The organism is Devosia yakushimensis, from assembly GCF_030159855.1.
Classification (GTDB): Bacteria; Pseudomonadota; Alphaproteobacteria; order Rhizobiales; family Devosiaceae; genus Devosia; species Devosia yakushimensis.
Genome location: NZ_BSNG01000001.1, coordinates 1,794,306 through 1,809,070 on the forward strand (window position 1 = coordinate 1,794,306; position 14,765 = coordinate 1,809,070).

General features: G+C 63.5%; 12 protein-coding genes and 1 tRNA gene. 6 read left to right on the forward strand and 7 right to left on the reverse strand.

Annotated elements, in window-relative coordinates; translation table 11 throughout:
* Positions 1–1,194, reverse strand: a complete 1,194-nt coding sequence (locus QQL79_RS08795) for a deoxyguanosinetriphosphate triphosphohydrolase (protein ID WP_284389923.1) — start codon at positions 1,192–1,194, stop codon at positions 1–3.
* A gap of 98 nt (positions 1,195–1,292) precedes the next feature.
* On the opposite strand from QQL79_RS08795, the gene QQL79_RS08800 reads away from it, so the two are divergent.
* The 5 genes from QQL79_RS08800 to QQL79_RS08820 all read left to right on the forward strand — a co-directional run bounded on the left by QQL79_RS08800 (position 1,293) and on the right by QQL79_RS08820 (position 5,141).
* The gene (locus QQL79_RS08800) at positions 1,293–1,643 is read left to right on the forward strand and encodes a HesB/IscA family protein (protein WP_284389924.1); all 351 of its coding nucleotides are present in this window, start codon (positions 1,293–1,295) and stop codon (positions 1,641–1,643) included.
* A gap of 58 nt (positions 1,644–1,701) precedes the next feature.
* Positions 1,702–2,814 (forward strand): serine hydrolase domain-containing protein, encoded by a 1,113-nt coding sequence (locus QQL79_RS08805; protein ID WP_284389925.1) that lies wholly within the window; start codon positions 1,702–1,704, stop codon positions 2,812–2,814.
* On the forward strand, positions 2,811–3,932 hold the full coding sequence (locus tag QQL79_RS08810; protein ID WP_284389926.1) for a serine hydrolase domain-containing protein: 1,122 nt from the start codon (positions 2,811–2,813) through the stop codon (positions 3,930–3,932). The genes QQL79_RS08805 and QQL79_RS08810 overlap by 4 nt, the downstream gene beginning before the upstream one ends.
* Positions 3,933–4,141: 209 nt before the next feature.
* Positions 4,142–4,921 (forward strand): exodeoxyribonuclease III, encoded by a 780-nt coding sequence (gene xth, locus QQL79_RS08815; RefSeq protein WP_284389927.1) that lies wholly within the window; start codon positions 4,142–4,144, stop codon positions 4,919–4,921.
* Positions 4,922–4,931: 10 nt separating this feature from the next.
* Complete coding sequence (locus QQL79_RS08820) at positions 4,932–5,141, forward strand: hypothetical protein (protein WP_284389928.1); 210 nt, start codon at positions 4,932–4,934, stop codon at positions 5,139–5,141.
* Between the two features lie 454 nt (positions 5,142–5,595).
* Here QQL79_RS08820 and QQL79_RS08825 read toward each other — a convergent pair whose 3' ends face one another.
* The 6 genes from QQL79_RS08825 to QQL79_RS08850 all read right to left on the reverse strand — a co-directional run bounded on the left by QQL79_RS08825 (position 5,596) and on the right by QQL79_RS08850 (position 14,397).
* On the reverse strand, positions 5,596–6,408 hold the full coding sequence (locus tag QQL79_RS08825; protein WP_284389929.1) for a tetratricopeptide repeat protein: 813 nt from the start codon (positions 6,406–6,408) through the stop codon (positions 5,596–5,598).
* 538 nt (positions 6,409–6,946) lie between these two features.
* Positions 6,947–7,954 carry a CorA family divalent cation transporter gene (locus QQL79_RS08830; RefSeq protein WP_284389930.1) on the reverse strand — a complete coding sequence of 336 codons (1,008 nt, stop codon included), beginning with the start codon at positions 7,952–7,954 and terminating at the stop codon, positions 6,947–6,949.
* Positions 7,955–7,969: 15 nt separating this feature from the next.
* Positions 7,970–10,729, reverse strand: a complete 2,760-nt coding sequence (locus QQL79_RS08835) for a valine--tRNA ligase (RefSeq protein WP_284389931.1) — start codon at positions 10,727–10,729, stop codon at positions 7,970–7,972.
* A gap of 531 nt (positions 10,730–11,260) precedes the next feature.
* Entirely contained in the window at positions 11,261–12,046 is a 786-nt protein-coding gene (locus QQL79_RS08840; RefSeq protein WP_284389933.1) for a PopZ family protein, read from the reverse strand.
* 194 nt (positions 12,047–12,240) lie between these two features.
* Positions 12,241–13,599 (reverse strand): TolC family outer membrane protein, encoded by a 1,359-nt coding sequence (locus QQL79_RS08845; RefSeq protein ID WP_284389935.1) that lies wholly within the window; start codon positions 13,597–13,599, stop codon positions 12,241–12,243.
* A gap of 141 nt (positions 13,600–13,740) precedes the next feature.
* Positions 13,741–14,397, reverse strand: a complete 657-nt coding sequence (locus QQL79_RS08850; protein WP_284389936.1) for a protein-L-isoaspartate O-methyltransferase family protein — start codon at positions 14,395–14,397, stop codon at positions 13,741–13,743.
* A 199-nt stretch (positions 14,398–14,596) separates the two neighbouring features.
* Here QQL79_RS08850 and QQL79_RS08855 point away from each other — a divergent pair.
* Positions 14,597–14,670: transfer RNA gene (locus tag QQL79_RS08855), tRNA-Cys, on the forward strand.
* Positions 14,671–14,765 lie beyond the last annotated feature (95 nt).

Genomic DNA, 14,765 nt, shown 5'->3' on the forward strand with positions numbered 1-14,765 from the left:
TTAGCGGAATTCCACCTTAGCGTCAAACAGCCGGGCATATTCATCGAGGGCATAGGGATCGGTCATGCCGGCGATGAAATCGGCGACGATGCGGGCGAGAGCATTGTCGTCTGGGGCATTGGCGGCGGCGAGGCCCCAGCGGCCGGGCATGTCGCGGGTCTGCATGTAGCGGGCGAAGAGGTCGGCGACGACCGCCTCGCTCTGGCGCACGGGGACCATCACCGACTCGTGGCGATAGACGCGATCGAAGAGGAATTGCTTGAGGCCGCGTTCGGCTTCGGCGGTGGCGGGCGAGAAGGTGACGAGGGTACGGCCGGCAGTGCGGACATCCTCAGCAGTCTTGACGCCGGCAGAGGCAATATTGGCGGCGGAGGTGGCGATGACGTCTTCGATGGAGCGGGTGATGAGGCGCCGCTGGACTTCGTGGGCCTGACGCTTGGGGGCGATATCGGGGTAGCGGGCGAGGACTTCGCGGACCACGGGGCCGGCCAGGGGCACGTCGGCGAGATCGGCGAGGACGATGAGGCCGGCGCGCAGGGCGTCGTCGATATCGTGGGCATTGTAGGCGACGTCGTCGGCAATCGCGGCGGCCTGGGCTTCGAGCGAGGCGTGGGTGGAAAGGCGCAGATCGGCACTGGCGGGGATGTCGTCGAGGCCGGTTGGGAGGCCTTCGCGGGCGTAGCGGCCATAGGGGGCGCCGTCGGCGTGGATCAGCGGGCCATTGTGCTTGAGGATGCCTTCGAGGGTTTCCCAGGTGAGGTTGAGCCCGTCATGCTCGGCATAGCGGTTTTCGAGGCGGGTGACGACGCGGATGGCCTGGATATTGTGGTCGAAGCCGCCATAGGGCGCCATGACATGGTGCAGTGCGCGTTCGCCGGCATGGCCGAAGGGGGTATGGCCCAGATCGTGGCTGAGGGCGACGGCTTCTGCCAGGTCTTCGTCGAGAAGCAGGGCGCGGGCGATGGAGCGGGCCATCTGGCTGACTTCGAGCGTGTGGGTCAGCCGGTTACGGAAGTGGCGGCCTTCGTGATGCAGGAAAACCTGCGTCTTGTGCTGCAGGCGGCGGAAAGCGGTGGAATGGATGATGCGGTCACGGTCGCGCTGGAATTCGGAGCGCGTGGGACTGGGGCCGGTGCCATACAGACGGCCGAGCGAGTGTTCGGGTTTGCTGGCATAGGGAGCAGTATCGCTCATCGGTGATCGCGGTCCATGTTTTTTGGCCCTTTTCAACGGCCGGCAGAGTTACTATTTTAGCCTGACCGTTATGACATTACGAACGGCATGGATTGCAAATGACCGAAGCTGTGCTCGCCCCGACCGAAGTGGTTCTGACCGACCGCGCTGCCAAGCGCGTCTCCCGCATCCTGTCCAAGGAGCCGGAGGGCACGGTGTTGCGCATTTCGGTGGCCGGGGGCGGTTGCTCCGGATTTCAGTATGAATACAACCTCGTACAGGAAAAGGCGGCCAGCGACGATATCGTTCTGCAAAAGGGCGATGCGGTGGTGCTGATCGATTCGATGAGTCTCGAATTCATGGGCGGCTCGGAAATCGACTTCGTCGACGATCTGATCGGCCAGGCCTTCCAGATCAAGAATCCGAATGCGGTTGCTTCCTGCGGCTGCGGCACGAGTTTCGCCGTCTAAACCAATTGTTCTCTGCAGAATCACGCCATAGTCTCCGCCGCAACTAGCGGAGGATTTTATGGGGCTGGTGGAACGGGTTGACGCGGCGATTGATGCCGCGCTGGTGCAGCGCATTGTCGGCTGCGTCATCATCATCAACAAGGATGGGCAGGAAATCTATGCCCGGGCCGCCGGTCTGGCCGACCGCGAGGCCAATGTGCCGCTGCGGCGGGACGCGATTTTCCGGCTGGCCTCGGTCACCAAACCGATCGTCGCGACGGCCGTGCTGCGGCTGGTCGATCTGGGGCTGATCGGGCTCAACGATCGCGTCACGCGCTACCTGCCCTGGTTCACGCCGGCCAATCCCGATGGCAGCCCGGCCGATATCCGCATCCGGCATTTGCTGAACCACACATCGGGACTGGCCTATGAACGGGTGCCGGCCGATGCCAGCGGCGGGCTGTCGGGACCGATCAATTCGCTGACCGAGACGCTGACCAATATCGCCCGAGTGCCGCTGGCCTTCGCGCCGGGCACGGGTTGGGCTTATGGCACCAGCATCGATGTGCTAGGCGGGGTTCTGGCCGCTATCAACGGCTCCAATGTCGAAGATGCACTGGGCCGCTATGTGACCGGGCCGCTGGGGATGGTGGATACCCATTTCCATGTGACCGACCCGGCCCGGCTAAGCACGGCTTATGCCGATGGCACGCCGCCGGTGCGCATGGGCGAGCCGCATGTGATCCTGGATGCGGAAGGCCATGGCACGACATTTTCGCCTGGCCGCATCTTCAATCCCGCAGCACCACAGAATGGCGGCGCGGGCATGGCCGGCACGACCGACGACATCATGAAAATGCTCGAAGCCTATAATGGCCGGCCGGGCCTGCTGGCGCCGGAAACCGTGGCGCTGGCGCTGACCAACCAGATCGGCGATTTGCCGCGGCGCGAACATGATGCGGGCAAGCGGTTCAGCTTTCTCGGGGCGGTGCTTGCCGACCCGGTGGCGGCCAACAATCCAAGCCCCCAGGGCACGGTCGACTGGGGCGGAGCCTGGGGGCACAATTGGGTGGTCGACCCGATCAACCGGATTACCATTGCGGTCTGCACCAATACCACATTCGAGGGCTGCAACGGCCCCTTCCGCGACGACATCTTGCGCGCCGTCTACGGCGGAAAGGATCTGACATGAGCCTGGAACAATTGGTCAATGCTGCGGTCGGCAAGGCGCTAGACGAAAAGCGCATCGTTGGCGCAGTGCTGCTGGTTCGGCGCAATGGCGAGCTGATCCATGAAGCGGCATATGGCCTGGCCGACCGGGAAGCGGGACGCCCGATGCAGGCCGATGCAATCTTCCGCCTGTCATCGCTGACCAAGCCCATCGTCGCAACGACGATCCTGGCCATGGTGGATGCCGGCATGATCGGGCTCGACAATGCGGTGACGGACTACCTGCCCTATTTCACGCCGCGCCTGGAAGACGGCAGCACGCCCACAATCACCATCAGGCATTTGCTGACGCATACGGCCGGGCTCGGCGGGGATATCCCGTTGTCGGAGGCCGAGAAGCAGGCACCCGATTTCGATCGCTGGCACCTGTCGCTGGACGAGAACATGGAGCGGCTGGCCAGCATGCCGCTGCTGTTCGCGCCAGGAACGGGGTGGGCCTATTCTCCGGCCATCGATGTGCTGGGCGCCGTGGCCGGCAGGCTGGTTGGCGGCACGCTGGGTGATGCCGTCGAGAAATATGTAACCGGCCCATTGCGGATGGTGGATACGGCATTCCACGCCACCGACAGGGCACGGCTGGCCGCGGCCTATGCCGATGGGGCCGATGAGCCTGTGCTGATGGGCGATCCGCATAGCGTGCCCAGCCCATGGGGCGGGGTTACGACCTATTCGCCCGGGCGGATTTTGGATGCCAAAGCCTATCATGCCGGCGGAGGCGGCATGGCGGGAACGGCGCGGGATTATATGACGCTGCTCGAAACCTTGCGGACAGGCGGCGGAGCGGTGCTCAAGCCGGAAACGGTGGGACTGGGCCTTGCCAACCAGACGCCGCAACTGGCCCAATCGGTGTCGCCGGGCTGGCAGTTCGGGTTCTTCGGCGCATGGCTGGCGGATCCCAAGCTTGCCGAGTCGCCAGCCAATGTGGGGACATCGCGCTGGGGTGGGATTTATGGGCATACCTGGTTCATCGATCCGACAGCCGGGCTCAGTGTGGTTTCGATGACCAATACGGGGCTCGAGGGTTGTGATCGCGCCTATCCGCTGGAAGTGCGCGATGCGATTTATGCGGGGTTGCGGTGAGGGGCTTCGTGGTGAGCCGATAGTTTTGCACCCTCTCCACACCCTACCGCCGCCTCCCTCGGGCTTGACCCGAGGGTAATTCGCCGCTTGTGCCGGGTTGAGAAAGGCCCTCGGGTCAAGCCCGAGGGAAGCGATTGTGGGTGGAGGGCGCCGGGTGGTTGCGCCCTGCTCCGGCGGACACTACCCTTGCGGTGAATGGAGACTGCCCGATGCGTATTGCGACCTGGAATATCAATGGCATCAAGGCGCGGCTGGAAATCCTGCTGACCTGGCTGGCGCAGGAAAAGCCGGACATCGTCTGCCTCCAGGAAATCAAGACGGTCGATGAGGGCTTTCCGCGGGCCGAAATCGAGGCGCTGGGCTATAATGTGGAAACGCATGGCCAGAAGAGCTGGAACGGCGTCGCCATCCTGTCGCTGCTGAAATTCGACGAGGTGACGCGGGGCCTGCCGGGCGACGATAGCGACGAGCAGGCGCGGCTGATCGAGGGCGTGTTCTCGGTGGAAACCGGGGCGGTGCGGGTGTGCAATATTTACCTGCCCAATGGCAATCCGGTCGATAGCGAGAAATTCCCCTATAAGCTGGCCTGGATGGACCGGCTGACCAAATTTGTGGAAGAGCGGCTGACGCTGGAAGAGCCCTTCGTGCTGCTGGGCGACTTCAACCTCATTCCGGCGCCGATCGATGCGCATGATCCGGCGGCCTGGTGGGGCGATGCGCTTTACCGGCCGGAGAGCCTTGAGCGGTTCCGTACGCTGAGCAATCTGGGGCTGACCGATGCACTGCGCGCCACGACGGCCGAGCCGGCCTATACGTTCTGGGATTTCCAGGCGGGGGCGTGGCGGCGCAATGCGGGGATTCGAATCGATCACCTGATGCTGTCGGCGCAAGCGGCCGACCGGCTGGATGGGGTGACGGTGCATAAGGACGTGCGCGGCTGGGACAAGCCGAGCGATCACGTGCCGGTCGAAGGACGGTTCAGTTTTTAGGGAGGCAGCCATGGCAGCGGCGACGATTGTCGGGATCAACCACGATTTCCGGACCAAGAAGTCTCACGTGCTGCTGGTGTGGGACGATGAGCCTGACAAGCGCCTGTCGCTGCCCGTGCCGTTTGGATGCAGCCTTGAGGACTTGCCGGGTGAAGCGGACAAGGCCGTGCGGGCGCTGTCGGCGGAGACCGCGGCGTTGGTGATCAAGTCGGTGGAGTGAGCACTCTGCCGCATGCACGAAGAGTGGATTCCTGCCTACGCGAGGATGACACCGTGGGTGGGCGGATTTCGCGTCATAACCACAGTCGCCTTCCTCGGGCTTGACCCGAGGATCATTCGCCGCTTGTGCCGTGTTGAGGGTGGCCCTCGGGTCAAGCCCGAGGGAGGCGGCGGTGGGGAGGTGAGCCTTTAGCATGGATTCCGGCTTTCGCCGGAATGACGCTGTGGGTGGGGCGAACTTCACGTCATAACCACAGTCGCCTTCCTCGGGCTTGACCCGAGGATCATTCGCCGCTTGTGCCGCGTTGAGAGTGGCCCTCGGGTCGAGCCCGAGGGAAGCGGCGGTGGGTTTGGTGAGTCTCCGCGGCACGTGCCGGAGTCCCGCGCGCAGAGGTTCCGGCCTGCGCCGGAATGACATTGTGGGTGGAAAGGCGCCGCGTTGGCCGTTCAGCGTTTTAGAAGCCGGCGAATTGCGGCGCTATGCTGGTGGCGAGTTTGGTGGCTTCAGCTTGCTGGTCGGGCGAGGCGATGGAATTGGCCTGGTTGATCAGGTCGTTGATCCATGCGGCGTCAGCCGTGCCGACGCAGCGTTGCTGGGCCAGGTTGAGCCACATCAGGCCCTCGACGGGCTGGGCGGCAATGCCATCGACGCCGTTGAACAGCAGGCGGCCGAGCTGGGCCTGGGCCCCGCAATGGCCCTTGCGGGCGGCCAGCGAGAACCAACGGGCGCTTTGCAGCGGATTGACGCCGAGTTCGTCCTCGTTGAGATACAGCAGGCCCACGCGATATTGCGCATCGGCGTCGCCAAAATAGGTGGCGGCGTGCAGCAGCAGGGCGTGCGAGCGCTCCGCATCGGCGGGAATGCCGGCGTCGGGGAGGCCTTCGCGGTAATATTCGCCGACCTTGACGAAGGACTGCGCCACAATGTCGGATTCGACGCCCTTGGGGGCGGCATCGGCGTGCTGATTGGCGATCTGGGCGAAATAGCCGAAAGCCTTGGCCGGGTCCTTGGCGACGCCTTCGCCATTTTCATACATGGTACCGAGCTGCCACATGGCCATGGGCTGGCCGGCCTCGGCGGCATCCTCAAGGGCAGCGAGGAGATCGTCGCCGGACACGCCACCACCTGCCCCATCGAGCATATTGGCCATATCCAGCGCGGCATCGGCCGCGGTCTGCGCATACGCAGGCACGGTATGCATCGCCAAGGCGAGCGCCAGTGCCGTCGCAGCGGAGATCAGGGAGGTACCCCTAATAGTCCGCATCATACTCCTTTTGCCTGCCGGCGGGCAGGCGGGCGTTTCTTGCGCGGCCCGGATTTCCGGGCTCGTGGCGGGCGCGCCAGACATGCCGGCGGCGTCCCTTATTGGTTTCAGCCATTTTCTGCCACTTGAGGCGGCGTGGAAAGCAGGCGTTAATGTTTTGGTAAACCCAGTTTGTGACCGGATTCCAGCCGAACCGATCACAAGTCGGCGCTCGGCGGACCGGAAATCGGCAGAAACAGTCGCGGCCAGGTCAATCACGTCCAAAGTCTCACCCCTCCCCGGCTCAAATATCGGCGCTTGCTGACCTTTTTGGCGTCAGGGCGCAAATAATCACTGGCCGGTTCCGGCACGGGAGGAGGAATGCATAGGCGGGCGCATCCACGCCATCGCCACAGACCATCCGCCCCCAGATGCCTATGTCGTCTCGTTTAGGGTGAGATTGTGGCGGGAAACATCGCGAAAGTGTTGACGGCGGTGTGCGACAAAGTGAATCGCGGGCAATGTTGCTGAATCGTCACATTTTGACGCAGGCGCGGGCCTCTTAGAGCCAGTGGCGGCCGCGCATCCACCAGATGATGCCGATGGCAAAGGCCACGAGGCCCAGACAGACGATCCAGAAGGCGCTGTCGTGATCGGCAAAGGGAATGCCGGCGACATTCATGCCCAGGGCGCCGGTGATCAGGGTCAGCGGCATGAAGACCACGGTGACGGCGGCGAGCACGAGCATGATGCGGTTCATCTGCTCGGCGCGGTCGTCGATCATCTGTTCGTGGACGAGGACGGCGCGTTCGGAGAGGGCCTGCAGCTCATCGCCCATGCGGGCCGAGCGGGCGGAGGCTTCGCGCAGGCGCAGGCGATCCTTGGCGGTGAAGAAGGACAGGTCCTCGATTTCGAGCGTGTTGAGCACGTCGCGCTGCGGCCAGACCAGGCGGCGGAAATTGATCAGCGTGCGGCGGAGATGCTCGAGATTGTCCTGGGCCTTGGTGTGATTCTTGAGAATCAGGGCTTCCTCGATCTCGTCGAGGCCATCGCCCAGCATTTCGATCAGCGGTTCGAGGCGGTCGGCGGCGCGCAGGCCCAGGCGCGCCACCAGATCGGCGGGCGAAACGGGGGCGTGGTGGGATTGCTCCCAACGCGGCAGGCCGAGGAAATCGAGAATGTTGAGTTCGGTCGCGATGATGACGCGGCCCTTCTCAATCCAGAGGGTGAGCAACTGGCGGCCGACATCGTCGGGGGCGGCGCCGGGGCGGGCAACGCGGAGCATGACCAGGGCCTTGTCCTCCATCACCGTGCAGCGGGCGCGGGTGGAGGGGGCGGTCAAGAGGTCGGCGTTGAAGGCGCCCAGCTCGTCGCGCAGCCAGACCTTGAATTCGGGCGATTTGGAATTGCCCACGATGAGCTTGAAGCCCCGCGCCGGAACCGAGGGCGCGGCGGCCGTCGGTTCGTGGCGCGTGACGCCGCCCTTGCCATCGAAGACCAGGAGCGCGCCAATGCCCACCATGCCGTTGAACACGTGGCGGGCGGGCGGCTGGCGCGGAATGTCATCCATGGCGGGTCTCGACAATTAGCTCAGGCGCTTGAGGGCCTCGGCGATACGATCGCGCCGATCGATGGCAGCTTCGCGACGGGCCTTCTGTTCCTCGATGACTTCTTCGGGCGCCTTGGCGACAAATTGCTCGTTGCCGAGCTTCTTGTCGATCTGGGCGACTTCGCCGTCGAGCTTGCCGATCTCCTTTTCGAGACGCAGCTTTTCGGTGGGGATATCGATGAACTCGGCCAGCGGCAGGGCCCAGGTGGCTTCGCCGACGACGAATTGGGCGGAGCCGCCGGGCACATTGCCCTGGGGCGAGATTTCCTCAAGGCGGGCCAGGCGGGTGATCAGCGAGGTGCCGGCGACGAGGCGGGCGAGCGTGGTCTCCCCTGCCCCGACCACCACCATGGGCAGCTTGGCGCCGGCGGGCACGTTCATTTCGCTGCGGATGGAGCGGACATTGGTGATCACGTCAATCAGCCAGGTCAACTCGGCATCGGCTGCCGGGTCTTCGAGGCCGGTCAGGTCGGGCCACTCGGTCAGGATCAGCATGCTCTCGCGCGCCGGGCCGAACTTGCCGGTTTCCGCCCAGAGCTCTTCGGTGACGAAGGGCATGAAGGGGTGCAGGATCGTCAGGATCTGGTCGAGTGCCCAGGCGGCGGTGGCGCGGGTTTCGGCCTTGGCGGCTTCATCAGTGCCGTTGAAGACGGGCTTGGCAAATTCGACATACCAGTCGCAGAAGGTGCCCCAGACGAAGTCATAGGCGGCGTTGGCGGCTTCGTTGAACTTGTAATCGACAATGCCCTGGGTGACGGCGGCAGCACCGCGCGCCGTGGCGCCGACGATCCAGCGATTGAGCGGGAGCTTGTTGGCCTTGGGGTCATAGCCCTCGACGCGGCGGCACTCGTTCATTTCGAGGAAGCGGGCGGCATTCCAGATTTTGGTGACGAAGTTGCGGTAGCCCTCGACGCGGTTGATGGCCAGACGGATATCGCGGCCCTGCGCAGCCATGGCGGCCAGGGTGAAGCGGGTGGCGTCGGCGCCATATTGGTCGATAAGCTCGAGCGGGTCGATGACATTACCCTTGGTCTTGCTCATCTTCTGGCCCTTTTCATCGCGGACCAGGGCGTGCATGTAGACCGTGTGGAACGGCTCTTCATCCAAGAATTCAAGACCCATCATCATCATTCTGGCAACCCAGAAGAAAATGATGTCGAAGCCGGTGACCAGGACGCTGGTGGGATAGTAGCGCTTGAGCTCGGGCGTCTCATCGGGCCAGCCCAGGGTCGAGAAGGGCCAGAGGGCCGAGGAGAACCAGGTGTCGAGCACGTCATCGTCGCGCTTGAGCGGGGTTGGCTTGCCGTAATGGTCATCGGCCAAAGCCTGCGCCTCCGCCTCGTCATAGGCGACGAATGCCTCATTATCCGGGCCGTACCAGGCCGGAATCTGGTGGCCCCACCAGAGCTGGCGGCTGATGCACCAGGGCTTGATGTTTTCGAGCCAAGCGAAATAGGTGTTTTCGTATTGCTGGGGCACGAATTTCATGCGGCCTTCACGCACCGAGGCCATGGCCGGCTGGGCCAGCACATCGGCCTTGACCCACCATTGGTCGGTCAGGAAGGGCTCGATGACGACGAGTTTGGACTTCTCGTCATGCGGCACCATGATCTTCTTGTCTTCGATATGGTCGAGGCCGCGCGTGGGGTCTTCCTCAGCCAAAGCGGTCAGATCGGCAACGATGGCCTTGCGCGCGACGAAGCGATCCATGCCGCGATAGGTGGCCGGGATGAATTCGTCGGAGACGATTTCGCCACGCGTGGTGAAGACGTTGATCTGTTCGAGATTGTTGCGGACGCCGACCTCGAAGTCGTTGAAATCATGCGCCGGGGTGACCTTGACTGCGCCGGTGCCCAAAGTGGGATCGGCATATTCGTCGGCAACCACCGGAATGCGACGGCCGACCAGCGGCAGGTCGATGAACTTGCCGACCAGCGAGGCGTAGCGCGGATCATCGGGGTGCACGGCGACGCCGCTGTCGCCCAGCATGGTTTCGGGGCGCGTGGTGGCGACGATGATGTAGTCGCGGGTTTCCCACTCGGTGGGCTTGCCCTCCTCGTCATGGGCGACGGGGAACTGATAGGTCACGCCATCGGCCAGCGGATAGCGCAGGTGCCACATATGGCCCTTGATCTCGATGTTCTCGACTTCGAGATCGGAAATGGCGGTTTCGAGACCCGGATGCCAATTGACCAGGCGCTTGGCGCGATAGATCAGGCCGCGCTTGTGCAGCTCGACAAAGACCTTGGTGACGGCGCGGACCATCTGATCGTCGGCGGCGCCATTGTCGCCCATGGTGAAGCGTTCGCGGCTAAAATCAGCCGAAGCGCCGAGACGCTTGAGCTGGTTCATGATGGCGCCGCCGCTCTCGCCTTTCCATTCCCAGACGCGCTCGACGAATTTCTCGCGGCCCATGGCGCGGCGGCCGGGCTGCTGGCGTTCCATGAGCTGGCGCTCGACGATCATCTGGGTGGCAATGCCGGCATGGTCCATGCCCGGCTGCCACAGCACGTCCTTCTTCAGCATGCGATTGAAGCGAACCAGAATGTCCTGGATCGTATTGTTGAGCGCGTGGCCGATATGGAGCGAGCCCGTGACGTTGGGCGGCGGGATGACGATGGTGAAGGGCTCGGCACCGGGCTTGGCCCCTGCCCCGGCCGCAAAAGCATTGGCCTCGAGCCAGTCGGCAGAAATGCGCGCCTCGACGGCGCCGGGCTCATAGGTCTTTTCAAGCATCAGGTCACTCGCAACAGCAACGACCCGCCAACGGATACCGGGCGGGCCGAATATAGGGTTTGGCAGACTTCAAGCAAAAGCGCGGTGCGGGGTCAACTGAAAGCGCATGAATGGCTGGGGTGCGTGGCTTTCGGTGGGCGGCGCTGGAGTGGATAGAGTGGATTCCCGCCTACGCGGGAATGACGTTGTGGGTGGAGGGTATTGTTGGCACTGCTGATGCAGTCGACACCCTCCCGATCAAGGGAGGGGGTATCCCGGCCATCGAATTTGCGGAAGCATACCCCACACCCTGCTCGATCACGGACTTAGCAAGCTAAGTCCTATCTCGCTTCCCTCCCCACAAGGGGGAGGGTGAACCGACTGAGACATCGAGCAGTGTCTGCCCTGGTGCAGTCATAAAACACTGTGTCATCCCGGCGAAGGCCGGGATCCATGCTGTGGACCACGCGACTGAGCCGGTGGTCGAGAGCAGATGCGGACATAGATTCCGGCCTTCGCCGGAATGACACCGTGGTTGGTGTGGGCGTTAGCTCAGTCGCCGCGGGAGATGCGGCCGATTTCTTTTTCGACCATGCGCTCGACAACGGCGGGCAGGTTTTCGTCCAGCCATTCCTTGAGCATGGGGCGCAGCATGTCGCGCATCAGGGATTCGATAGTGGCGCCCGAATTGCCCAGGCCGATGCCGTTGAGGCGGGTGATCGAGCTGCGTACGGCGGCCTTGGTGGCCGGTTCGAGCAGTTCTTCGGCAATATCTCTGGTCAGGGTCGGATCGGGTAGCGGCGCGGCCTGGGCCACAGGCGGGCGCGGACGAAGCGGCTCGGGCTCGGGCTCAGGTTCCGGCTCAGGGACAAAGGGGGCGCGGGCCAGCGGCGGCGGATTGAAGGCGGGCAATTCGGGGACAGGTGGTTCCTCGGTCACGAATGCCACGTCGTCGGGCTCGACCAGCGGGTCGGCAGCAAGCGGGGTGACAGTGTCAGCCTCGGTGTCAGCCAGAATGTCATCGAAGCTCAGGCCGCCCTCGTCCTCTTCGGCGTCGTCCACGATCTGGGCCGACGAAAGAGCAAGCGGCTCGATATCGTCGAGCATGTCGCTGAGGTCGCGATCGAGCGGTTCGGGCGCAGGACGATCAAGCGAGCTTGACGTCGGACGATCAAGTGAACTTGACGTCGGACGCGCGGGGGCAGCCTGCATGGGCGGGGGCGCTGCCTGGATTGCAGGCCGCCGTGGCACCCCGGCGGCGTCATCATCGGCGATGATCTGCCGGATGGACGACAGAATCTCGTCCATGGAAGGTTCTTTGGCTGCCGGCTTGTTCATCAGTGCCTCTTACTCATGCGCTTGAACCAAATCGGGGACTCTCCGCCGAAGTCGCCTGCCCGATTCGTTGCCATCACCTTAACGCCAGCCCGCGCAATAAGGAATCGGGGTACCGGGCCGATTTGCGGTCTTCCACTAAAAGTTGTGGCCGGGCATTGCCCGGCCACCAAATAGGCTCCACGCTGACGAAAGAACTACTCGGCGACGGTGCGCAATTCCTGCCAGACGTCTTCGACGGCCTGGTTGTACTGAACCGCAGTCTTGACCTCGACGGGGAGGCCCAGATTGCCGGCCGTCAAGCGGCCCATGGACGAGAGCAGCGAGAAAGTGGCGATGACCTTGTTGGTCTGGGCGTTGATCAGCGATTCACGGGCGGTGGTCAGCTCGGCCTGGGAGTTGAGCACGTCCAGCGTGGTGCTGGTGCCAAGATCGCGCTCCTGAATGGTGCCTTCGAGCACTTCGCGACCAGCGGACACGGCGGCCTGCGCGGCGGAAATCTGCGCGTCGGCACTCTGGATGCCGGCCCAGGCGGCGATAACAGCGGCGCGGATCTGATCATAGGCGCCCATCGCGTCAACTTCGGACTTGATCTGATCGAGATTGGCCTGGCGCACGCCGGCGCCGATGGCGCCGCCAGCATAGATCGGCACGGTGATCGAGAAGCCAAGCTGGCCGCTGACGCCTGCGGCCATGCCACCCGGATCGGACACGCTGGTACCGATGCGGCCCGAAACCGACGCGGTAGGCCCGAATGCCGCGGACGCGGCGTCGCTGCTGGCCTGGGCCGCGCGAATGGCCGCCTTGGCCAGCATGATTGCCGGGTGGCCGGTCTCGGCCTCGGACAGAGCGCCCTGCAGGCTATTGGGGATCAGGCGGCCATAATTGTGCGAGGCGTCGAGACTTTGCGGCGGCGCGCCAACATAGCGAGCAAAGGTCGCCTGGCTGATTTCCAGGCTCGCCTGGGAGGCACGATAGGTCGCATCGCCCTGGGCCAGACGCGCCTCGGCCTGGGCAACATCGATACGCGTGCCCTCGCCGACATCCAGCCGGTCCTTGGCGGACTGCAGCTGAGCCTGATAGAAATTGACGTTTTCCTGCCGCAGGGCAACGAGCTGGCGATTGCTCAGCACATCCATATAGGCCTGAACGACGGCAAGCAGCACATTCTGCTCGGTATTGCGGATTTGGTATTCGGCAGCTTCAGCGCCAGCGCGGGCCGCTTCAATCTGCGCATCGGTCTTGTAGTTGTCGAAGATGGTCTGGCTGTAGGACAGGCCCGCGTTCAGCGCGGCGGAGTCGGTGAACGAGCCGGCGGTCGAAAAATCATAGGTGCCGCCGATCGAGGCGCCGATGGTTGGGAGCTTGCCGGCCTTTGCCAGGGCAATATTCTCGGCGGAGGACTTGGCCGCCAGCTGGGCAGAAGCCAGCTCGGGTGCATAATTATAGGCGGCGGTCAGCGCCTGTGTAATCGATTGCGCCTGTGCGCCGCCGACGCTCCAGGCCGCCAAACTCAGGGCCAGCACACTTGCGACCAAATTTTTACGCATCATCATCGCCCCGGCCTCCAGACACTCAACACTATTGCGCCGCAGATGTGGGTACACAACCTTCTGCGGCAAGCCCTACCAAAATTTAAGACACGATTAATATCTCGGCGTGATCGGGGAGCAACACCCCCCGCGCCTTGCGTGTCCTCAGAATACGAACTCTACCGGACGCGGCCCGGCATAAAGCGGAGGCAGCGTAGCGTTGAATTCCGCCCGCGCCGCAACGCTTCCATGAGATTTGACGAAGACATGGGCAACGGCAACGCCGCCCCCGCGAACCAGGGCGACCAGCCGCCCATCTTCTTCGAGCAGAGCAAACAGGGCTTCGGGCACGCTATCAACCGCACCCTCCACCATTATGACATCATAGCGCTGACCAGCCACGTCCGCGGCCGTGCCGGCGCGCATGGCGGCATTGGCGAGCCCCAGCGCAGCCAGATTTCCGGTGGCGGCCGCGGCCAATTGCGCGTCTTCCTCAAGACCAAGGACGGCCTGGCAGAGACCGGCGATGACAGCGGTGGAATAGCCTGCCCCTGCCCCCAGATCGAGCACCCGATCGGTGGCGGCGATATCGGCCAGCTGCAACAGCTTGGCAAAGGTTGCCGGCGCCGGCATGAACCGGGCCGAACCGGCCGGGCCCAGGGGCTGCACGTCATCTATGTAGGCGAGAGGGCGGCGGGGTTCGGGCAGAAACTGTTCACGGGGCAGCCGCCCCATCTCCGCCAGAATCCGACGGTCGGTGATGTGGCTGGTGCGCAGTTGATTGTCCACCATGAAGCGGCGCGCGCGCTCGTAGTCCACCATTCAACAAGGCCCTGCCGGATCAAACCATATGCCGGACGTGAATATTCCTCGCCCCTAACAATGGCAAGCACACTTATTATGGCGTGACAATATGAACAGGGGATTGCAATGGCCGGAACGCAACCTATGGCAAAATAACAGTTTGGAAACCTGCCATCTTGCATATGGCATGGCGCTGACTTAGAACCCGGCGCCTAGAGGCCACGTGGCGGAGTGGTGACGCAGCGGATTGCAAATCCGCGTACCCCGGTTCAATTCCGGGCGTGGCCTCCAGAACATCCCCAAATTGCAGCAGTATGCGACGAGCCAAAAGGCCCGGCGTGTCGCTATTTTTCGTGTGAGGATTGGCGGCCATCGGCGCGAGAGGT